The sequence below is a fragment of the Mesorhizobium sp. 113-1-2 genome (assembly GCF_016756475.1).
GTDB classification, from domain to species: domain Bacteria; phylum Pseudomonadota; class Alphaproteobacteria; order Rhizobiales; family Rhizobiaceae; genus Mesorhizobium; species Mesorhizobium loti_C.
On record NZ_AP023242.1, the window covers coordinates 5,087,071 to 5,107,251 of the forward strand.

Genomic DNA, 20,181 nt, shown 5'->3' on the forward strand with positions numbered 1-20,181 from the left:
TAAAGCAGGCGTCAGGAGCGTTGCTGCCTGAGCATGGCGATGACCCGGTGCACGCTCTCCAGCGTCTCGTCGATTTCGCCCGCCGTGTTGTAATGCGCGATGCCGATGCGCACGACGCCTTGCTCAGCGGGAATGCCAAGTTGGTGGACGATCTCCCAGGCATAGTTATGGCCCGACCACAGGAAGATGTTCTCGGCGTTCATCTGCCGCACGACCGTCTCCGGCACGATGCCCTCGACGGTGAACGAGACCGTCGGCACGCGCTCGCCGAGCCGTTTGCGATCGGTGATACCATGGATGGTCAGGCCTGAAATGTCGGACAGGCCGTCGATCAGCCTTTGCGCCAACGGGTTTTCATAAGCGACGCAGACTTCGAACGCCCTGGCGATCTTCTGCCTGCGCGAACCACCCTCGCCCGCCGCCGCACCCAGCTCGGCAAAATAGTCGACCACCGCTGTGAGGCCGGCCATCAGTTCGATCTGCGGCGTGCCAAGCTCGAACCGCTCCGGCAAGCCATTGGACGAACAGCGGCATTTGTAGGGTTTCAGGCCGTCGATAATATCTAACCGTCCCCACAAAATGCCCATATGCGGACCGAAGAATTTGTAGGCCGAGCAGATCAGGAAATCGCACCCTAGCTCCTGCACGTCGATCAGGCCATGCGGGGCGAACTGCACGGCGTCGACATAGACCAGGGCGCCGGCCTGTTTTGCGATGGCAGTCAGGGACCTGACCCGGTTGATCGAGCCGGTCAGGTTCGAGGCATAGTTCAAGGCGACCAGCCGTGTCTTGTCTGACAGCAGCCCGGCCAGTGTCGCCTCTTCGACCTGCCAGCTTTTTTCATCGAATGGCAGCCAGCGCACCACGAGATCAAGGTCTTCGGCCAGTTGCAGCCAGGGCGAGACATTGCCCTCGTGATCCATGCGGGTGAGGATGATCTCGTCGCCCGGTTTCAGCGTGCGGCCGAGCGTGCGCGACATGTGGTAGGTCAGCGTCGTCATATTGGCGCCGATGATGATTTCCTCGGAGGTCACGGCACCAAGGAAATCGGCCATCGCCTGATGCGCGTCATCGACGACAGATTGAGCGGCGATCGTCGTTTCGAAATAGCCGCCGAGATTGGCATTGGTCGTCAGCAGACAGCGCGACACCGCGTCGGCCACCGCCTGCGGCACCTGCGTGCCGGCGGGGTTGTCGAGATAGATGCGCCGGCAGCCCTTGTCGGTCAGGGAAAGCGCTGGAAATTGTCCACGCACGACCTCGATCGGAAAATCCACCATCGTCTCCACCCCTCTGTTATTCCTGATAATTCTATCGCCGCGCCGATCAAGGGCAGGGATTGCCAACCCGCTGGTGGATCGCGTCCACCGCTTTCTGCATCTCCTCGGTCCAGACGACATCGACCGACGACAGCGCCATTTCGAGCTGCGGAATGGTCGTCGCACCGATGATGTTCGACGTGACGAAGGGCCGGCTCGACACATAGGCATTGGCAAACAGCGCCGGCTCCAGGCCGAAGGAGCGCGCCAGTTCATTATATTCAAGCAGCACTTCAGCTGCATTCGGCGTCTCGTAGCGCTGGCCGCGGTTGAACAGTTGCGAGCGCGAGCCCTGCGGGCGGGCGCCGTGGTCGTATTTGCCGGTCAGATAGCCTTGCGCCAACGGCGAATAAGGCAGCAACGACACTTCTTCGCGCTCGCAGACCTCCGCAAGGTTCACCTCGAAGGTGCGGTTGACGAGATTGTAGGCGTTCTGAATCGACGCGACCCGCGGGCCGAACCCTTTCTCGGCCTCTGAGAGGTAACGCATGAGGCCCCAGGAACTCTCGTTCGACAGGCCGAAATGACGGATCTTTCCCGCTTTGACCAGTTCGTCGAAGACACCAAGCGTCTCGGCGATCGGCGTCTCGTTGGCCGGTGCGCCGTCTGCATCGGCGCGCCGCGCCACCGCCCCGACCCGCGTCGGATTGGCGCCCCAGGGGATGTCCCGCTCCGGCCAGTGGATCTGATAGAGGTCGAGATAGTCCGTGCCGAGCTTGGCCAGAGATTTGTCGACGGCGTCAAAAATATCGGCGCGCACCAGTTGCGACGGCCTGTCGCCGCGAAACCAGGCGTTGGCCGTGCGGCCGACGACCTTGGAGGCCAGGATCACCTGGTCGCGGTTGCCCTTGGCCTTCATCCAGCTGCCGATGATCTTTTCCGTCCGCCCCTGCGTCTCCGCCTTGGGCGGGATCGGGTAGAGCTCGGCGGTGTCGATGAAATTGACGCCGCGCGAAAACGCCAGGTCCATCTGCGCGTGGCCTTCGGCCTCGGTGTTCTGCTGGCCCCAGGTCATCGAACCAAGGCAGATCTGGGTAACAAGAAGATCGGTCCGACCAAGACGGCGTTTGTGCATGGAATTCTGCTCCGGAGGGAAAGTCTGCGCGGGAGGGAGGCTGCATCTATAGGGAAAGCTACGGCGCTCTCCAAGCCTCGCCAGGCCGACTTTTGCGTGAACCAGCGTTGGCTAGCGGCGAGCACCGGCCACGGCGCGGCGCTTGGCCTCGTCAATCAGCATGTTGGCGACCTGCATGCGGATCATGGCGCGCTGGCGCAGATGCGGAGCGACGCGGTCGGGATGGTTGCTGAAAGCAAAGCTGCGGCGCATGCGGCTGAAATCGGCGGAACTCTTGGGCTGGTTCAGTCCCAGTTCGGCCGCGATCGATTCCGGATCGATCGGCGGCAGCTTTTCCTCTGGCTTCGGGTCCTCGGCAGCCAGCGCCAGCTTGGCGTGTTCGAGCAAGGCAGCGAATTCGCTCGCCAGATCGGCACCGGCCTCACGGTATTCGGCAGCGGATACCTTGATGCGGCCGGAATGGAGTTCATCGGCGACCGAGAGATAGTCGAATGGAATGGACGGACGCGCGCCGGCCTCGTCGCCCTCTATGCCGTCGCCCTTGTCGGAGGCGACGAAGAGGTCGTCGAGCAGCGAAGCGAAATCACGCTTGGCGCTGGTAGCGATGTCAGCCTCCCGCTTGCCTGACGTCAGGTTTCCAGACCATAGAACCGGCTCGTTAAAAATACATACCATCGATCTTGAGGAATTTAGTTTTCGAAGGATCGCGTCCGGCCTCGAACAAAAAGCCGGACTGCATTTTCATGCAGTCCGGAAATTCGCCAGGAGTGGCGAGGAAAAACTGGCCATGTGCCAGCGTCGAAGCCTACGGTCCGTGCGGCGCGGAAGTTTCAGTGGGCCGCAAAAAAAGTTTTATGAAAATCATCCGGACATAGCAGGCATGCAAATGCTGCACTGCACAATTGTCACGATTCACCTATATTGGCTGGCGTGGAGGACCAACCAGGAGCCTGAATCATGGGTTTCTTCACGGAAATGTTCGCCCGGCCGCGCCCGCAGGAACATCTGAGATACCGCGCGGCGCTCGCGCTGCTTCATTCGATGAGCAGTGCCGATCGCGCCGATATCGGCATCAAGCCCGCCGATTTTCCGCGCATCGCCCGCGAAATGTCCATTCGCTGAATGCATCTCGCGAGATGTCCCGGACCGATCCGGGACATCTCGAAACGTCAGCCGCTCAACGCGATCCCAGGAATGTCGCCTTGCCCAGCGGCACGCCATTGTGGCGCAGAATGTCGTAAGCGGTGGTGAGGTGGAAGTAGAAATTGGGCATGGCCACATGCAGCAGATACTGCATGCCACCCAACGTCGTTTCGCGCCCACCGAGCTTCAACTCGATCACCTTGTCGTCGGAACCGTCGATATCGGCGGCCGAGAACGTCGCCAGAAGCGCCAGCGTCTTGGCGATCCGTGCTTCCAGATCGGCAAAGCTTGCCTCATTGTCCTCGTATTTCGGCACTTCGCGGCCGGCCAACCGCGAGGGTGCGCCCTTGGCATGATCGGTGGCGATCTGCACCTGCCGGGTCAAGGCGAACATGTCCGGCGCAAGCCGCGCCGTCAAAAACACCTGCGGGTCGATCTTGCGGTCAAGCGCATTTTGTTCGGCGGCCGCCAGCACACTGGAAAGTGCTTTCAGCCTGGCTGAAAACACGGGCACGGATGCCTCATACATCGATATGGTCACGTCAGATCTCCTGTCCGGTCGGAACGCCGGCGCAGGGGACGTAGCGCCTCCCCACACGATTCTTCAAGCGCCGTGGGCTCCGCGTCACCACGGCGCCGCAATCGCTATGGTAGAATTTCCGTTATCGAGCGGAGATTCCCGATGAGACGCGTCCTTCTCGCAGCGACTGCCCTTTTCTCCCTTGCCATATCTGGCCAAGCGGCGGTCGCCGCCGACGACACGCCTGAAGCGCCCTATGTCGATGACCGTTCGAGCGCCGAGGCGGTCATCCGCTCGCTCTACAGCGCCATCAATCGGCATGAATTCGCCCGAGCCTGGGGTTATTATGGCGGTGCAAAGCCGGCTAAAGACTTCGACAGTTTCGTCAAGGGCTATGACGGTACAGACAAGGTCGATGTCGCGACGGGCGCCATCTCAGACGAGGGTGCAGCCGGCAGCATCTTCTACAATGTTCCGGTCGCCATCCGTGCCACCGACAAGAGCGGCGGCGAAAAGGTCTTTGCGGGCTGCTATACGCTGCGCCAGGTGAATGCGCAGGCCCAGGCAGCGCCGCCCTTCGATCCGATCCATATCGAAAAAGGCGCGCTGAAACCCTCCACCGCCGATTTCGAGGCGGCGCTGCCGCCAAGCTGCGGCGACGGCCCGCCACCGCCGAAGAAGGACGTAGCGCTGGAGCAGGCCAAGAAGGCCTTTCTGGCGACCTATGGCAACCAATGCGACAAGGACCTTCTGGCCACCGAGCCGGACGTGTTTTCGATCAAATACAAGGACAAGGACGCACAGCCCGGCGACCCCGACAAGGAAACGCGGCTGTTCCATTTCTCCTGCTCGGCCGCGGCCTACAATGAAAGTTCGATCTACTATATGACCGACGAATTGTCTGACGTGCGGCAATTGCAGTTCGCCGAGCCCAAGATGGACATCCGATACGAGAACAATGACAGTGACGGCAAATTGCTGGGCATGAGTATCGTCGGCTTCGAGACGACCGGCTGGGCGGTCAATTCCGACTATGATGCGGACACCCATACGATCACCACCTTCAACAAGTGGCGTGGCGTCGGCGACGCCTCAGATTCGGGAACCTATCTGTTCCGCAACGGCGACTTCTCGCTGGTCCAGTATGACGTCGATGCGTCCTATGATGGCGAGGAAAACCCGCAGACGGTGGTCGACTACAACACCGCGCCTTGAGCACTGGGGCTTCCAGACAGTGCCGGTCAAGGCGCCTTCGACAGCATCCAGTTCAGCGTGCCGCGCCAGTCGACCATGCGGATCGGCGTGCCATGCGTACCGGTCTCGAAGCGAACGAAGCGGGTCGGATAGGGATAGGCTTTCGAACTGGCGATGATGGAACGAAAGAAGGCTTCCTGGTTCGCAATGGGAAAGACCACGTCATGGCTGCCCTGGCCGAAGAAGACCGGGATATGACGCCTGAAGGCGGGACTGGCGAGAAAACTATCGTCCCACAAAGATCCGAGCAGCAGCAGCCCGTTGATGCGCCGGCCGGTGTCGTTGCGGGCGGCAAGCTTCCAGCACAGCGCGCCGCCCATCGAGCCGCAGGCGACGAAGATTTTCGCGCCCGGCGACTGTTCGGCGTAGTGATCGATCAAGGCCGCGACCTGCGCGGCGCCCTTGTCGCCGAAATCGGGAAAATCCGGAGACAGATAGAGCCCGCTATTGCCGGCCATTAAATTCTTGATGCGGTTGAAATTGCCGCCGAAGGTGAAGTCGTCGACGCCCTGTTTGCGGCTGCCGCCCTGCCCATGCAGGTAAAGCACGATGATGCCGGCCCCTTGCGTCTTGCCGACGGCGACATGCCGGACATCGCCGGCGTCCGTCTTCAGCATCAGATCCTGCTGCACCTTGCGCACGCTGGTGTCGGTGTATTGCGGGTGCACGCGCTTCTCCGGCACCTCGTCGCGCTGGTTGATGTCGCGCATCTCGCGATAGTCGATGACCGTGTAGGCGCCGTTGCTGTCGGACGAGAGCGTGGCTGGGTAGGCGAAGAGATCGTCCTTGAAGGGCTTTAGCTCGAGCGCATTGGCTTGGCCGGCAGAAAACAGGAAAAACAGCGAAATCAGAAGGGCTTGGAGCGTGGCCGCCCCCCTCTGGCCTGCCGGCCATCTCCCCCTCAAGGGGGGAGATTGGATGCGTATTCGGCTTTCGCCAACCTCCATGGCTGAAAGGTGGGAACCGCCATCGAAACTGCTGATCTCCCCCCTTGAGGGGGGGATGGCCGGCAGGCCAGAGGGGGGTAGAGGCGCAAACGCTGGTGAATTGAAAAACATATCGCAGGCTTGCGTAATTCGGCCTGGGTTTGTCAATCCTGCAGCACGCCGCCGGCGCCTTCGAGCGCCTCGCGGGTGTCGACATCGACAGACGCGCCCTCGCCGATTTCGACATCGATGACATCGAGCCCTTCGGCCTCGACCAGGTGGCGCGCACCGGTGTCGCCTTCGAGATGGGCGATGGCCGGGAACAGCGAGCGTGGCAAAAGCACCGGGTTGCCGCGTTTGCCCTGATGCGAGGCGCGGACCACGGAATTGCCTCCGGCCTTGCGGAAGGCATCGATTAGCCGGTCGAGATCGTCTGACACAACGCCAGGCATGTCGCCCAGAACGATCATCGCGCCGGCGATGTCTTCGGGCAGATAGGCAATGCCGGCCTTCAGCGAGGTGGACAGGCCATCGGCGAAATCGGGATTGTCGGCGAAGGTGACGTCGAGGCCCGACAAAGCTGCGCGCACCCGCTCGCGCTGATGACCGGTGACGATGATCGTGCTCGACGCCTTCGATCCGAGCGCGCGCTCGGCGGTGCGGCGCACCAGCGGCTTGCCGTCGAACAGCGCCATGAGCTTGTTCGGTCCGCCCATGCGGCTCGACCGGCCAGCCGCCAGCAGCACGATGGCGACCTTGAGCCGGCTCCTGGCCAGCAGCGGTTCGCGCGGCTGCGGCCGCGTCGGGATTTCCATCAACAGCCCGCCGACCCCCATGCCGGCGATGTCCTTCGCGGTGACATCGAGGCCGGCAACCAGACGGTCCAGCACCCAGTCGAAGCCGTTTTCCTTGGGACTGCGGGCGCAGCCGGGCGCACCGATGACCCGCTTGCCGTCGAGTGTGCCTAGCACCAGCAGATTGCCGGGATCGACCGGCATGCCGGCGCGGATAACTGTTCCACCCGCCATTTCGATCGCCGCCGGAACGACGTCGGCGAAATCGCTCATCGCCGAAGCGCCGAAGATCACCACCATGTCGTTGTCGCGCGCCAGTGAGGCGGCGGCTTGTGCTACCGGAGCGATCTCGTGCGGCGTGCGGCGTTCCGCCGTCAGCCTGCCGCCCGAGCGCGCCAGTCGCGCTTCGGTGACGCGCAATGTCTTGTCCAGCACGCTGGGCTTGATGCCCGGCAGAACCGTCTGGATGACACCGACGCGCACCGGCTGATAGGCGTTGACGGCAAAGATCTCGCCGCCGGCACAGATTTTCGTAACAGTATCGACCAGGGTGGAGGCGACCGCGAAAGGAATGATCTTCACCGTCGCCACCATCTGACCTTTCTCGACCGGAGCATGCTGCGCCAGCGTGGCAAGGGTGATGGCGGGATCGACGGCGTTGATGGCGTCGATCATGGCAGCATCTACCGTGAAGATACCTGATGCCTTGGCGTGGAGATTGACCCGGCCGGTGGCCGCCGGCCTCACTTCGATGCCGCTGAACCTCATGCTCTCGGCAATTCTTTGCGCCGCGGCGTCCTCGCCGAGATCATCCGGGGCCAGCACGGCCGCAACGACCTGCGAGACCCCTGCCCGCTTGAGTATGGAGACGTCTTCGGCGCTCAGCCTGTGCGCCTTGCGAAAGCGCTTTTCGCCAGCAGTGGTGGCATGCGCCAGCACCGCGCCTTCGGCCTCTTCAATGGCAACGGGACCAAATTTCACGCCACGGCATCCTTGGCGTCTAGGCCGCGCGAGCGGAAGGCGTGAATGGTCTGCGCCAGCACCGCCACAGCGATCTCAGCCGGGCTGGCGGCACCGATGTCGAGCCCGATCGGCGCGTGGATGCGGGCGATCTGGTCGGCGGTGGCGCCCAAGGCCAGCAGGCGCTCGACACGCTTGGCATGCGTCTTACGGCTGCCGAGCGCACCGACATAAAAGCAGTTGGCGTCAAGGGCCGCCTTCAGCGCGAAATCGTCGATCTTCGGGTCATGGGTGACGGCCGCAAGTGCGGTGTAGCTGTCGAGCGGCTGGCGCTTCAGCACATCTTCCGGCCATTCGGCATGCAAGGCGACATCGGGAAAGCGGTCCGGCGTGGCAAAGGCGGTGCGCGGATCGATGATTTCCAGGGGATAGCCTGATATCCTGGCCATCGGCGCCAGCGCCTGGCTGATATGGACGGCGCCGATCACCACGAGGCGCGGCTGTGGCAGATGCGCGTTGAGAAAGAAGGTTCGCCCTTCCGCCTCGACGGAACCGGAATTGCCCGACCGAAATGCCTTGACGATCGCGGCTCCGAGATCACCGGCAACCTGGTCGCCCTCACGCACGATACGGTCGCGGCCATCACCGAGATCGGTGACCAGGATCGCCGCGCGGCGGGCGCGTCGTTCGGCGTTGAGCGTTTTCAGCGCATAAGGATCCATTGGATCAGCCTAGTCTCTCAACATAAACCTTGATACGGCCGCCGCAGGACAGGCCGACCTGCCAGGCCGTTTCATCGGCGACGCCGAATTCGAGCATCTTGGCTTTCCCTGAGCCAATGACGTCGATCGCCTCGCTCACCACCGCACCTTCGACGCAGCCGCCCGAGACCGAGCCGTGGAAATTGCCTTCGGCATCGATGACCAGATGGCTACCGACCGGCCTCGGCGCCGAACCCCAGGTCTCGACCACTGTGGCAATGGCGACATCCTTGCCGTCCTTCATCCAGCCTTCCGCGATGATCAGCGGGTCGCGGGCCTCATCGAGATAGATGCTGTCGTCCATGATCGCTTCTCTCAGAGTCTGTTTTTCCGGTGGCTAAACATATGGCTACGCGGCGTGCTTCGCGCCAGCATCCATCCATCGCCGCGGGTCTACGGACTGTGCCGACTTCTTGTCGAGCGAGGCGCAGAGGTCAGCGAGCGCATCGAGATTGTGCACTGAACGGAATTCGTCGACATGCGGCAGCATCGCCTTGACGCCGCGGGCGCGCGCCTGAAAACCGTCGAAGCGCAGCAGCGGATTGAGCCAGATCAGCCGCCGGCAGGATTTGTGCAGGCGCTCCATCTCCTGCGAGAGGCCGGCGACATCGTCGCGCTCCAGCCCGTCGGTGATCAGAAGCACGACCGCGCCCTGCCCCAACACACGCCGCGACCAGATCAGGTTGAACTCGGCCAGCGTATCGCCGATGCGCGTGCCGCCCGACCAGTCCTTGACCGCCGCCGAGCAGTCGGCCAGGGCCGCATCGGGATCGCGGTGGCGCATCTGCCGGGTCAGATTGGTCAGCCGCGTGCCGAAGACGAAGGTGTGGACGCGGCGGCGTTTTTCCGTCAGCGCATGCAGGAAATGCAGGAAGATGCGGGTGTACTGGCTCATCGAACCGGAAATATCGGCCAGCACCACCAGCGGCGGATGGACTTCGCGGGCCGAGCGGAATTTCGGCAGGATCAATTCGCCGCCAGTGCGCGCGGCAGAGCGCATCATGGCGCGCGGGTCGATGCGGCGGCCATGCGCATCGGCCTTGAAGCGCCGGGTCCGCACCATGTCGAAAGGCAGCCGCAGCTCGGCGATAGCTTTCTTCGCGTCCGCCATTTCGGTTGCATTCATCTGGGCAAAGTCCTTGCCGCGCAACACCTCGTTGCCGGAGAAGGTGAAGCGGGCATCGACTTCGATCTCGGGGACTTCCTGCGGTGGCTGATTCTTCTGATGGCCTTCGAACATCGCCTGGCTGACGCGGTTCTCGGCCGCGCGCGGCTTCTGCTTCTCCCGGACATCAGGCGCCACCGGCGAAAACATCGCCAGCAGTTTCTCGATCAGTTCGCGCGATTTCCAGAAGAGTCTAAAGGCTTCGTCGAAGACCGGGTGATCCTCGTGCCTGGACACCAGCACCGCATGCAGAGTCCAGTAGAAATCATCGCGCGAGCCGATGCCGGCGGCCAGCACCGCCTCGATGGCATCCTTGACGGAGGCCGGCCCGACCCGCATGCCTGCCTTGCGCAAGGTGCGGGCGAAATAGACGATGTTGTCAGCGATGCGTCCGTCCGCCGTCGCCTCTCTGGGGTCGGCCACTTTGGGGTAAGCACCCGGCGCGTTCATCGCGCTACTCCGCCGCCGCGAGCTCGGCCTTGACCTCGTCGAGGATGCGCCGGCCCTCGCCCGCGCCGATGCGGGCAATGTCGTCCTGGTATTTCAACAGCACGCCGATCGTGTCGGACACCGTCTCCGGGTCGAGCGCCACCTTGTCGAGTTCGGTCAGCGCGCCTGCCCAGTCGATGGTTTCGGCGACGCCCGGCACCTTGAACAGCTCGATCTGGCGCAGCTTCTGGATGAAGGAGACCACCTCCGCCGAAAGCCGCTGGTTTGCCCGCGGCACCTTGCGGCGCACGATCTCCAATTCGCGCTCGGCATTGGGATAATCGACCCAGTGGTAAAGGCACCGCCGCTTCAGCGCGTCGTGAATCTCGCGGGTACGGTTGGTGGTGATGATGACGATCGGCGGCTCCTCGGCCTTGATGGTGCCGAGTTCGGGCACCGTCACCTGGTAGTCGGACAGGATTTCGAGCAGGAACGCTTCGAAGGCTTCGTCGGTGCGGTCGAGTTCGTCGATCAGGAAAACCGGGGCCGCCCCCGTCTTGCCGGTCAGCGCATCGAGCACGGGGCGGCGGATCAGGTATTTTTCGGAGAAGACGTTGCGCTCCATGGCGGAGCGGTCGACCTTGCCGGCCGCCTCCTCCATGCGGATTTCGATCATCTGCGCGGCGTAATTCCACTCGTAGACGGCCGAGGAAACGTCGAGCCCCTCATAGCACTGCAGGCGGATCAGCCTGCGGCCAAGCGCGCCGGCCAAGACCTTGGCGATCTCTGTCTTGCCGACGCCGGCCTCGCCCTCGAGGAACAAGGGCCGGTTCATGCGCAACGACAGGAAAAGCACGGTCGCCAGCGACCGGTCGGCCACATAATCCGCGCCGGTCAGGAGATCGAGCGTCTCGTCGATCGTCCGCGGTACGGGGCGCGGTTTCAGTTCGGTCATTCTTTCTCCGTGAACGCCGCCGCTCCGCTATCCAGGACATGGTAGCCGCGGGCGTGATAGATCAGCGGCCGCAAATTATCGCCCATGCGCAGGCCTGTCACCTTGCCAAAAAGCACACGATGGGTGGCAAGGTCCTTGGTGTCGATCAGTTCACAATCGAACACGGCGAGTGCGCCCTTCAGCGTCGGCGCGCCGGTGGAGATCACATCCCACTCACCGAGCGCGAAACGCTCCTCGACCGGCAGGCCGGTGATGCCGGAAAAGCCAACCGACAGCGGCTCCTGGTGCGAGGCCAGCGTGTTCAGGGCAAACCGGCCGTTTTTCACGAACAGCTCATTCTTGGCATTTTCGCGGTTGAGACAGACCAGGATGGTCGGCGGCGTGTCCGATACCGAACAGGCGGCAATCACCGTCGTGCCGCGCTTTCCGGCGGGCCCGTCTGTTGTAACCACATGGACGTGGCCAGCAAAATGGCTCATCGCGTCGCGATAGGCCTGCGGCCCAATATCGTTCTTCTTCAGCACCGGGAATATTCCATGGCCAGTATCGTCCTGACATATATGGCCAGACAGGACACGCCACAAGCGAAGTGCTTGGCCCATATCCCCAAATTCGCGTGTTGCACCAGGGCCGGGCAGCCTTTAGGTCTTGGCGGGAATTGGCGCCTGCGCTGTTGTCGCGGGCTTGGGAGGAACTCTTCGGCAGGATGCGACCCGGGGCAACGATATCCGCCGCGCTGGCCTGGCTGTTCCTGGCCGGCGCCGCCAGCGCCCAGACGCTCACGATCGGCGTCGCCGCGCCCCTGTCGGGACCGTCGGCCATCCTCGGCAAGCAGATCGAGGCCGGGGCCGGGTTGGCAGCGCTAGCAAACGGTATCGAACTCAAGACCGTGGACGATGGCTGCACCGCCGATGGCGGTGCAGCCGCGGCCAGGGATTTTGCAGCCGCCAAGGTCAGTGTCGTGGTCGGCTTCCTCTGCACCGATGCGATCGAGGCAGCGATGCCGATCCTCAAGGACGCCAACATTCCGGTCATCACTGTCGGCGTGCGCACCGAAAGCCTCACCGACCGCCGCGCCAAGACAGGCTGGCCGGTCTATCGCCTGGGGCCGCGCGGCGACGATGAGCGCAACGCCGTTGCCTCCACCCTCACCCGCCTGTGGCAGAACGAGCTGTTCGCCATCATCGATGACGGCACCATCGACGGCCGCGAGATGGCCGAGACTTTTCGCGCGGCGGCCGAGCAAGCGGCGCTGAAGCCGGTGTTCGTCGACACGTTCCGGCCGCAGCTCGACAACCAGATCGGCCTGGTCGGGCGGCTGAAGAAAGCCGGCGCCACGCATGTCTTTGCCGGCGGTGACGGAGACGACATTGCCATTATGGGGCGCGATGCAGCACAACTCCAGGCCGGCATCGTCTTTGCCGGCGGCGAAAACCTGCGCACACCGCCCGGCGACGTGCCTTATGCGACGGGCACGCTGATGATCGCGCCGCCCGAATGGGCCGATGTCGCCGACCCAAAGGTGCTGGAAAGCTTCTCCGCGCAGAAAATCGTGCCGGACGGCTACACGCTGCCGGCCTATGCGGCGGTCGAGATCGCCAAGGCGGCGTCGGCCTTGTCCTCGGACAAGCCGCTGGCTGAGGCGCTGACCGGGCATGATTTCACCACGGCGATCGGGCCGATCCGCTTCGATGCCAAGGGCGACCTCAGCCAGAGCCCTTACCGTGTCTTCCGCTTCAAGGGCACGCGCTTCGTGCCCTTGGAAAGCAACTGATGTTCCGCACCGGTCCGCGCAATCTGATCACCGACGTTGCCGGGCTGCGCGTCGGCAACGCTGCCGACGCCAAGCTGAAGTCCGGCGTGACGACCGTGCTGTGCGACGAACCGGCGGTGGCCGGTGTCCAGATCCTCGGCGGCGCGCCGGGCACGCGCGAGACGGACCTGCTCGAACCGCACAATTCGGTCGAGGCGGTGCATGCGGTGGTGCTGTCGGGCGGTTCGGCTTTCGGCCTCGACGCCGCGTCCGGCGTACAGGCGGCGCTGCGCGAACGCGGCATCGGCTTCGAAGTGGGCGGCTTTCGCGTGCCGATCGTGCCGGCGGCGATCCTGTTCGACCTGCGCAATGGCGGCGACAAGGACTGGGGGCGTTATCCACCCTACCGCGACCTCGGCTATGAGGCAGCACAATCCGCCGCCAGCGATTTCCAGCTTGGCACGGCGGGTGCCGGGACCGGTGCGCTGACCGCGGGGCTGAAGGGCGGCCTGGGTTCCGCCTCGACGCTGCTGGACAATGGCGTCACCATCGGTGCGCTGGCCGCCGTCAACCCGACCGGCTCGGTGACAGTCAGCCGCACCCGCCATTTTTGGGCGGCACCGTTTGAAATCGGCGATGAATTCGGCGGGCTCGGTTATCCCTCGCCGATGCCCGACGACGCCAAGCGCATCCTGCTGAAATACCGCGACAGGCAGGCAGGAAGGCAGATGGAAACGGGCGGCAACACCACCATCGCCGTCATTGCCACGGATGCGGCCCTCACCAAGGCCGCGGCAAAACGCCTGGCGATGTCGGCGCATGATGGCTTCGTGCGCGCCATCTGGCCGACGCACACGCCGGCGGATGGCGATCTGGTGTTCGCACTGGCAACGGGAACGAGCGGTATTGTGCTCGAAGCCGATGCGGCAATCGACCTCTATGCCGCGGCCGGCGCCACCATGGCGCGCGCCATCAGCCGCGGCGTGTTTGCCGCGACGCCGGCCGACAACGACCTGTTTCCCGTCTGGTCATCGCGTTTGGGCTGAATCGGTCGATCAGACCGGATCGGATTTTTCTTCCTCGAACGTTACCGCGACATCGGAGTTCGCCGACAGCCACACCTTCTTGCCGTCGACCTCGGCAACCAGGGCCAGAGGAATGTAGTGGTGATGACCCTTGTGAGCGCCCTCGCCGCTGTCGGCTTTGGTCAGCTTGATGCGCTGGCCGTCGACTTTGTCGACAGTGCCGACATGCACGCCATCGGCGCCGACGACTTCCATATGCTCACGAATTTTGCTGGTGTCGGTCATGGTGGTTCTCCATTGGGACTGCCGACAATAACAAACGACGAGCCGATTGGATGCATCGGCTTTCCAGCCGCACGACGTTTTGATTCGGCCGTGCTAGGGATTGCAAAGATCGCGGTCGCTGGGGGGAAGAACCGATGCGAATGCTCATTTTGTTTGCCGTTTCCCTGGCCGCACAGCTTTTGGCGTCGATCGTCGCACAGGCCGGCGACGTCGCCGAGCTCGAGATCCTTGGCTTCACCAAGGACGGCAGCGTGTTCGCCTTCGAAGAGTATGGCGTCCAGGACGGGTCGGGCTTTCCCTATGCCAACCGCTATTACATCGACACGAGCAATGACAGCTTTCTCAAGGGCACGCCGATCCGGGTCCGGCTCGACGACGAGAATGCCGCGCTCGACACAGCGCGCCTTCAGGCCCGGCAAAAGGGCGAGGCCATTGTCAGCCAGGCCGAGTTGAGCGCCAATCGCGGCATCACCGCGGGTTTCAACCCGGTGACCGAGCTTTCGGCCGATCCGCACCGCATGGCGGTCAATCCGCGGCCGATCTTCTCGCCGGTCGACCAACCGCTCGAGTTCCGGCTGGACGAGATCGGCATGAACAACATGGAAGGCTGCGACAGCCAGGGCGAGGTCAATGGCTTCCGGCTGCTGCGCATCGAGGCACAGGATGGCGGCACCACCAAAGTGCTGCATGAGGACAAATCGATCCCCAAGAGCCGCGGCTGCCCGAACGGCTACCGCATCGGCGCGGTCCAGACATTCTCCATGGACAGCCTCAGCGCCTATGCAGTGCTGATCGCGGTGCGCCAGTATGGCTTCGAGGGACCGGACTTCCGCTGGATCGCCGTGACCGGCCGCCTGTGACACAGCACGCCGCCACACTCAGCCGGAATTTGAACCACGTCCGCCGCGCACTGCCCGGCTGGCGCGCGACGCTTTTCGGCTCGCTCTTGTGGGGCGCGACCATGGGCGCCAGCGCGCTGATCAACCTGTTGCTGGACAATTGGGTGACGTCGGAGAAAATCCGCACCGTGGCGCTGCTGTTTGCGGGCGGCGGCGCATTGGCCTTTCCGCTTGGCCTGTTCGCGGCACGGCTGGTCTCGCTGGGAAGAGGCCGGGAGGTCGCCTTCGCAGCGGCAATGGTGTGCCTTGCCGCCGCGACGATCGGGCTGACCGCCGGGCTCTATGCCTTGCAGTACCGGTCCTACTATGCCGAATGGCATGCGCCTGTCTTCACACTCACCTGGGGCTTTCAACTCGCCTTCACGATGGCGGTGGCGTCCTACCAGTTCGTGGTGCTGGGCATCAGGCTCTATTTTCCACTGGGTTTCGTCGCCTTGTTTGCCGTGAGCCTCTGGTTTGCACGGCAGCGGCGTTGAGCATTGCTTCCGCCTCTGTTAGGACGCGGGCGAACCCAGAGCGGTTTAGCGTTTGGTAAAACCGCCGACCTGCTCTAACTCCTTCTTTTCGCAATTCCGGACGGAAAACCGCTGCACACTTTTCCTGGAATTGCTCTAGACACATCAGGACTGACCGATGATCCCTCGCTATTCCCGGCCGGAAATGGTCGCCATCTGGTCGCCCGAAACCCGGTTTCGCATCTGGTTCGAAATCGAGGCCCATGCCTGCGACGCGCTTGCCGAACTCGGCGTCATCCCGAAGGAAGCGGCGAAAACCATCTGGGAAAAGGGCGGTGCCGCGAAATTCGATGTCGAGAAGATCGACGAGATCGAGCGCGTCACCAAGCATGACGTCATCGCCTTCCTGACCCATCTCGCCGAATTCGTCGGACCGGATGCGCGCTTCATCCACCAGGGCATGACCTCCTCGGATGTTCTCGACACCTGCTTTGCCGTTCAGCTTACCCGCGCCAGCGACATTCTGCTCGCCGACATTGACGGCCTGCTTGCCGCGCTCAAGCGCCGCGCCTTCGAGCACAAGGACACCGTCACCATCGGCCGCAGCCACGGCATCCACGCCGAACCGACAACTTTCGGCATCAAGCTGGCCCAGGCCTATGCCGAGTTCTCGCGCTGCCGCGAGCGGCTGGTGCATGCGCGGGAGGACATCGCCACCTGCGCCATTTCCGGGGCGGTCGGCACCTTCGCCAACATCGAACCTTATGTCGAGGAACATGTCGCGGCAAAGCTCGGGCTGAAGCCGGAGCCGGTTTCGACGCAAGTGATCCCGCGCGACCGCCATGCCATGTTCTTTGCCACGCTCGGCGTCATCGCCTCGTCGATGGAACGGCTGGCGACGGAGATCAGGCATCTGCAGCGCACCGAGGTGCTGGAAGCGGAAGAGTATTTTTCGCCCGGCCAGAAAGGCTCGTCGGCGATGCCGCACAAGCGCAATCCGGTGCTGACGGAAAACCTCACCGGCCTCGCCCGCATGGTGCGCTCCATGGCGCTGCCGGCGATGGAGGATGTGGCGCTCTGGCACGAGCGCGATATCTCGCACTCCTCAGTCGAGCGCATGATCGGTCCGGACGCCACGGTGACGCTCGATTTCGCGCTGTCGCGGCTGACCGGCGTCGTCGACAAGCTGGTCGTCTATCCCGAGAACATGCTGAAGAACATGAACAAGTTCCGCGGCCTGGTGCATTCGCAGCGCGTCATGCTGGCGTTGACGCAGGCCGGCCTGTCACGCGAGGACTCCTACCGACTGGTGCAGCGCAACGCCATGAAGGTCTGGGAACAAGGCGCTGATTTTCTTGAGGAACTTTTGGCCGATAAGGAAGTGACGGCGGCGCTGCCGGAGGCGGAGATCCGCGAGAAATTCGACCTGGGCTACCACACCAAGCACGTCGACACGATCTTCAGGCGGGTTTTTGGGGAAGCTTGAGCTTTCTTTCTCCCCGTAAACGGGGAGAAAGAGGCTGTCGCGACGCCGCTCAAGCCTTTCCAGGAACAGTCCTGATCACCGTGCCCCAGGGATCCTCGCGGGTCGTTTCGCTGGCCACATTGTCGGACCGCATCTCGACCCAGGCGAGGCCTGAGCGCGACGCGTCGCGGCGGCCGGCGCCTGAGCTCTGCCAGGCATTGGCGCCGATATGATGGTGGTAATGCCCTGACGACAGGAACACGGCCTGGCCGCCATATTTGGCCACCGTGTCGAAGCCGAATTCCTGGTTCCACCAGGCTTCGGCCTCTTCCGGCCTGCCGACACGCAGATGGACATGGCCGACAATGCTGTTTTCCGGCGCGCCTTGCCAGCCGGCATCGCCTGCCGGGACTTCGGCGACAATGGACGGAATATTCAGCCGCTCGGTCGCCATGGCGATCTTGTCGCCGTTCCATTTCCAGTCCTGGGGGCGGCGGTCGGCATAGATCTCGATGCCGTTGCCTTCGGGGTCGGTCAGGTACAGCGCTTCGCTGACCAGATGGTCCGAAGCACCCTCGATGGCGATCTTGTCTGATATGGCGTGGTTGATCCAGCGGCCGAGATCGGCGCGGCTGGGCAACAGGAAGGCCGTGTGGAACAGGCCGGCGCTGCGCGGATCGTCCGGCTTGGCGGAGGCATCCGGCTCGAGCACCAGCAACGGACGGCTGCCGGCGCCGAGCGTGATCGCGCCATCGGCACGGCTCAACTCCTGCAGGCCGACAACCCGGCGGTAATAGGCAGCGAGGTTTTCGGCATCGCGCGCCTTCAGCCCGACGCGGGCAACGCTCACCGGCGTGGTGGCGGCAAATGGCAGTTCGCTCATCATTGTCTCCGTTGCGGCCACGCTTGATGAAGCTCCCAAAGCCAGGAACCCGGCGCCGCCGATCATTGTACGTCGTGTCAGCGCCAAAATCCGGTCCTTCACGGCTGTTTCTCTCCTGACGACAGATCGTCTATCGTGATCGTTCACACAAGACCGCGAAAAGCGAACATGGTGTTCACCATTGTGATCGAGAGCTTGTCCATCGACGGTTGCATGAGGCAATCGGGCTCGCTATCTCAGCGCCATGAAAGTCAAAGACGCAGATATCCTGATCGTTCCGGGCTACACCAATTCCGGGCCTGAGCATTGGCAGACCCGCTGGCAATCCAAACTGTCGACGGCGCGGCGCGTCGAGCAAGCGGAATGGTCGAAGCCGGTGCGCGAAGACTGGACGGCAAGCGTGGCCAAAGCGGTCAACGAGGCCGAGCGGCCCGTCGTCATCGTCGCGCATTCGCTTGGTGTCGCTGCGGCCGTGCAGGCCATGCCGCACTTCGTCAAGCCGGTCGCCGGCGCCTTCTTCGTGGCGCCGCCCGATGTCGCCAACCCCAAGATCAAGCCGAAGCACCTGATGACCTTCGGTCCCTATCCGCGCGAGCCCTTGCCTTTTCCATCGATCGTGATCGCCAGCCGCAACGACCCGTTCTGCGCTTTCGATGTCGCAGAGGACATTGCCGGCGCCTGGGGTTCGCTGTTCATCGATGCCGGCGAGACCGGCCATCTCAACCAGGATTCGGGCTTCGGCCCCTGGCCTGAGGGATCGATGACCTTCGCCAAGTTCCTGACGGACTTGAAGGCGTAGCGTCTGTGGTCGCGCGGATCAGGCGTCAATCGAATCCTTGATGCCCTTGAGCAGGGTCTTTGCCCCCAGCGAAATCAGCGCATGCTCGGATCCCGTGGCGAGCAGGCGGTAGCCCATCGACACGACACGGCCGGCAATTGCCGGTTCGACGACATAGATCGCCGCATGTTTTCCGGCCTTGCGGGTGCGCTCGGCGACCGACGCTATCGTCTCCATCATGCTTTCCAGCGTCGAATTGACGATTGTACCGTTGCTCAAGGCGATCGAGAAATCCGATGGCCCGAGGAAAATGCCATCGATGCCCGGCGTGTCGAGAATGCCGTCGAGCGCGTCGAGCGCGGCGCGCGTCTCGACCATGGCAAAAGCCATCGTGCGCTGGTTGGTGTCGCGCAGCCATTCGGCATAGTCGCCCTTGCCATGGCGCGGGAAGGCATAGGTCGGGCCCCATGAGCGCTCGCCGAGCGGCGGATATTTCATCGCCGCTGCGAACAGCTTTGCGTCGGCCACCGAGTTCACCATCGGCGCGATGACCGCCTCGGCGCCGAAATCGAGCGCCCGGCTTGCCATGTCGAAACGACCAACGGGAATGCGCACCAGCGCCGGCTTGTTGGCGGCAAGCACGGGCATGAGACCGCGCAGCACGCTGTCCTCGTGATGACCGCCATGCTGCATGTCGAGCGTGATGGCATCGAAGCCCTGTTTGGCAAGAATCTCGACGGTCAAGGCGTCCGGCACGCCCGACCAGGCGGTGACCAGCGTTTCATCGGCGGCAAGACGGGACTTCAGGGACATCTGTCTCTTTCCTTGTTAAGGATCACAGTTTCAGCCGGAAACCGCGGCAAAGGCAAAGAAAAACCGCCCGGCTTGGCCGGGCGGTCGATTGGTCCAGTCATCCTTTTCGCCGCAGATCCCGTCGCAAAAACCGTGGGACAATTTTGCTGAACCTGCTCCGGCCGGGTATCAGGTGTTCTTGATCTGCTCGATCGCCTGCGCCATCAGTTCGTCCATGGTGCGGCGGATCTGATGGTCCGACTGCTCGACACCGGCGGCATCAAAATCCTGGCGGATCTTGCGGAACACGTCGTGATCGCCGGCTTCCTCGATGTCGGAAACAACGACTTCCTTGGCGTAGGCATCAGCGTCAGCGCCCGACTTTCCGAGCTTTTCGGCGGCCCACAGGCCGAGCGCCTTGTTGCGGCGTGCCGCGGCCTTGAACCGAAGCTCCTCGTCGAATGCAAATTTGCGCTCGAAGCCCTCTTCGCGGTCTTTCATGCTGCTCATGGCGTCCCTCCGGGTCAAATCCGATTCGTTGGCAA

The 20,181-nt window shown here is 63.2% G+C and carries 23 protein-coding genes; 8 read left to right on the forward strand and 15 right to left on the reverse strand.

All coding sequences use genetic code 11. The annotated features are described in order from the left end of the window. Window positions 1-11: 11 nt before the first annotated feature. The 3 genes from JN279_RS24750 to JN279_RS24760 all read right to left on the reverse strand — a co-directional run bounded on the left by JN279_RS24750 (window position 12) and on the right by JN279_RS24760 (window position 2,967). Window positions 12-1,280: a cysteine desulfurase-like protein gene (locus JN279_RS24750; RefSeq protein ID WP_202350487.1), complete on the reverse strand. Its 1,269-nt coding sequence runs from the start codon at window positions 1,278-1,280 to the stop codon at window positions 12-14. Window positions 1,281-1,326: 46 nt separating this feature from the next. Further along, window positions 1,327-2,394 (reverse strand): aldo/keto reductase, encoded by a 1,068-nt coding sequence (locus JN279_RS24755; RefSeq protein WP_202350488.1) that lies wholly within the window; start codon window positions 2,392-2,394, stop codon window positions 1,327-1,329. Window positions 2,395-2,505: 111 nt separating this feature from the next. Continuing rightward, window positions 2,506-2,967, reverse strand: coding sequence for a hypothetical protein (locus JN279_RS24760; RefSeq protein ID WP_096445346.1), 462 nt, complete (start codon window positions 2,965-2,967; stop codon window positions 2,506-2,508). A gap of 384 nt (window positions 2,968-3,351) precedes the next feature. On the opposite strand from JN279_RS24760, the gene JN279_RS24765 reads away from it, so the two are divergent. Continuing rightward, window positions 3,352-3,516, forward strand: a complete 165-nt coding sequence (locus JN279_RS24765; protein ID WP_096445344.1) for a hypothetical protein — start codon at window positions 3,352-3,354, stop codon at window positions 3,514-3,516. 55 nt (window positions 3,517-3,571) lie between these two features. Here the strand turns inward: JN279_RS24765 and JN279_RS24770 are convergent, their stop codons facing one another. Then, window positions 3,572-4,078: a DUF1993 domain-containing protein gene (locus JN279_RS24770; RefSeq protein ID WP_140767805.1), complete on the reverse strand. Its 507-nt coding sequence runs from the start codon at window positions 4,076-4,078 to the stop codon at window positions 3,572-3,574. A gap of 141 nt (window positions 4,079-4,219) precedes the next feature. On the opposite strand from JN279_RS24770, the gene JN279_RS24775 reads away from it, so the two are divergent. Then, window positions 4,220-5,272 carry a DUF1176 domain-containing protein gene (locus tag JN279_RS24775; protein ID WP_202350489.1) on the forward strand — a complete coding sequence of 351 codons (1,053 nt, stop codon included), beginning with the start codon at window positions 4,220-4,222 and terminating at the stop codon, window positions 5,270-5,272. Window positions 5,273-5,298: 26 nt separating this feature from the next. Here the strand turns inward: JN279_RS24775 and JN279_RS24780 are convergent, their stop codons facing one another. The 7 genes from JN279_RS24780 to JN279_RS24810 all read right to left on the reverse strand — a co-directional run bounded on the left by JN279_RS24780 (window position 5,299) and on the right by JN279_RS24810 (window position 11,825). Further along, entirely contained in the window at window positions 5,299-6,216 is a 918-nt protein-coding gene (locus JN279_RS24780; RefSeq protein WP_244734139.1) for an alpha/beta hydrolase, read from the reverse strand. Window positions 6,217-6,401: 185 nt separating this feature from the next. Further along, complete coding sequence (locus JN279_RS24785) at window positions 6,402-8,012, reverse strand: NTP transferase domain-containing protein (RefSeq protein ID WP_202350490.1); 1,611 nt, start codon at window positions 8,010-8,012, stop codon at window positions 6,402-6,404. Beyond that, entirely contained in the window at window positions 8,009-8,713 is a 705-nt protein-coding gene (locus JN279_RS24790; RefSeq protein ID WP_202350491.1) for an XdhC family protein, read from the reverse strand. The genes JN279_RS24785 and JN279_RS24790 overlap by 4 nt, the downstream gene beginning before the upstream one ends. 4 nt (window positions 8,714-8,717) lie before the next feature. Continuing rightward, window positions 8,718-9,056: an XdhC family protein gene (locus JN279_RS24795; protein ID WP_096445335.1), complete on the reverse strand. Its 339-nt coding sequence runs from the start codon at window positions 9,054-9,056 to the stop codon at window positions 8,718-8,720. A 45-nt stretch (window positions 9,057-9,101) separates the two neighbouring features. Then, window positions 9,102-10,367 carry a vWA domain-containing protein gene (locus tag JN279_RS24800; RefSeq protein ID WP_202350492.1) on the reverse strand — a complete coding sequence of 422 codons (1,266 nt, stop codon included), beginning with the start codon at window positions 10,365-10,367 and terminating at the stop codon, window positions 9,102-9,104. Window positions 10,368-10,371: 4 nt separating this feature from the next. After that, the gene (locus JN279_RS24805; protein WP_202350493.1) at window positions 10,372-11,301 is read right to left on the reverse strand and encodes an AAA family ATPase; all 930 of its coding nucleotides are present in this window, start codon (window positions 11,299-11,301) and stop codon (window positions 10,372-10,374) included. Further along, window positions 11,298-11,825 (reverse strand): flavin reductase, encoded by a 528-nt coding sequence (locus JN279_RS24810; RefSeq protein WP_095791541.1) that lies wholly within the window; start codon window positions 11,823-11,825, stop codon window positions 11,298-11,300. The genes JN279_RS24805 and JN279_RS24810 overlap by 4 nt, the downstream gene beginning before the upstream one ends. Window positions 11,826-12,007: 182 nt before the next feature. Between JN279_RS24810 and JN279_RS24815 the strand changes: the two genes are divergently transcribed. Together JN279_RS24815 and JN279_RS24820 are read left to right on the forward strand one after the other, a co-directional pair. After that, on the forward strand, window positions 12,008-13,075 hold the full coding sequence (locus JN279_RS24815; protein ID WP_202350494.1) for a branched-chain amino acid ABC transporter substrate-binding protein: 1,068 nt from the start codon (window positions 12,008-12,010) through the stop codon (window positions 13,073-13,075). Next, entirely contained in the window at window positions 13,075-14,100 is a 1,026-nt protein-coding gene (locus JN279_RS24820) for a P1 family peptidase (RefSeq protein ID WP_202350495.1), read from the forward strand. The genes JN279_RS24815 and JN279_RS24820 overlap by 1 nt, the downstream gene beginning before the upstream one ends. A gap of 9 nt (window positions 14,101-14,109) precedes the next feature. On the opposite strand, the gene JN279_RS24825 is transcribed toward JN279_RS24820, so the two are convergent. After that, window positions 14,110-14,364, reverse strand: coding sequence for a DUF2171 domain-containing protein (locus JN279_RS24825; protein WP_096445325.1), 255 nt, complete (start codon window positions 14,362-14,364; stop codon window positions 14,110-14,112). 134 nt (window positions 14,365-14,498) lie between these two features. Here JN279_RS24825 and JN279_RS24830 point away from each other — a divergent pair, with 134 nt between their 5' ends. The 3 genes from JN279_RS24830 (at window position 14,499) to purB (ending at window position 17,204) form a co-directional block, all read left to right on the forward strand. Beyond that, a complete protein-coding gene (locus JN279_RS24830; protein ID WP_202350496.1) occupies window positions 14,499-15,224 on the forward strand; it encodes a DUF2259 domain-containing protein in 726 nt (241 codons plus the stop codon). Then, on the forward strand, window positions 15,221-15,739 hold the full coding sequence (locus JN279_RS24835; RefSeq protein WP_202350497.1) for a hypothetical protein: 519 nt from the start codon (window positions 15,221-15,223) through the stop codon (window positions 15,737-15,739). The genes JN279_RS24830 and JN279_RS24835 overlap by 4 nt, the downstream gene beginning before the upstream one ends. 157 nt (window positions 15,740-15,896) lie before the next feature. Continuing rightward, window positions 15,897-17,204, forward strand: a complete 1,308-nt coding sequence (gene purB / locus JN279_RS24840) for an adenylosuccinate lyase (protein WP_038646437.1) — start codon at window positions 15,897-15,899, stop codon at window positions 17,202-17,204. Between the two features lie 49 nt (window positions 17,205-17,253). Here the strand turns inward: purB and JN279_RS24845 are convergent, their stop codons facing one another. Next, a complete protein-coding gene (locus tag JN279_RS24845; RefSeq protein WP_096445319.1) occupies window positions 17,254-18,066 on the reverse strand; it encodes a VOC family protein in 813 nt (270 codons plus the stop codon). Between the two features lie 244 nt (window positions 18,067-18,310). Between JN279_RS24845 and JN279_RS24850 the strand changes: the two genes are divergently transcribed. After that, window positions 18,311-18,865: an RBBP9/YdeN family alpha/beta hydrolase gene (locus JN279_RS24850; RefSeq protein ID WP_096445317.1), complete on the forward strand. Its 555-nt coding sequence runs from the start codon at window positions 18,311-18,313 to the stop codon at window positions 18,863-18,865. Window positions 18,866-18,883: 18 nt separating this feature from the next. Here the strand turns inward: JN279_RS24850 and JN279_RS24855 are convergent, their stop codons facing one another. Both JN279_RS24855 and JN279_RS24860 read right to left on the reverse strand, forming a co-directional pair. After that, entirely contained in the window at window positions 18,884-19,657 is a 774-nt protein-coding gene (locus JN279_RS24855) for an HpcH/HpaI aldolase family protein (protein ID WP_096445315.1), read from the reverse strand. A gap of 168 nt (window positions 19,658-19,825) precedes the next feature. Further along, entirely contained in the window at window positions 19,826-20,146 is a 321-nt protein-coding gene (locus tag JN279_RS24860) for a DUF1476 domain-containing protein (protein ID WP_202350498.1), read from the reverse strand. Window positions 20,147-20,181: the final 35 nt, after the last annotated feature.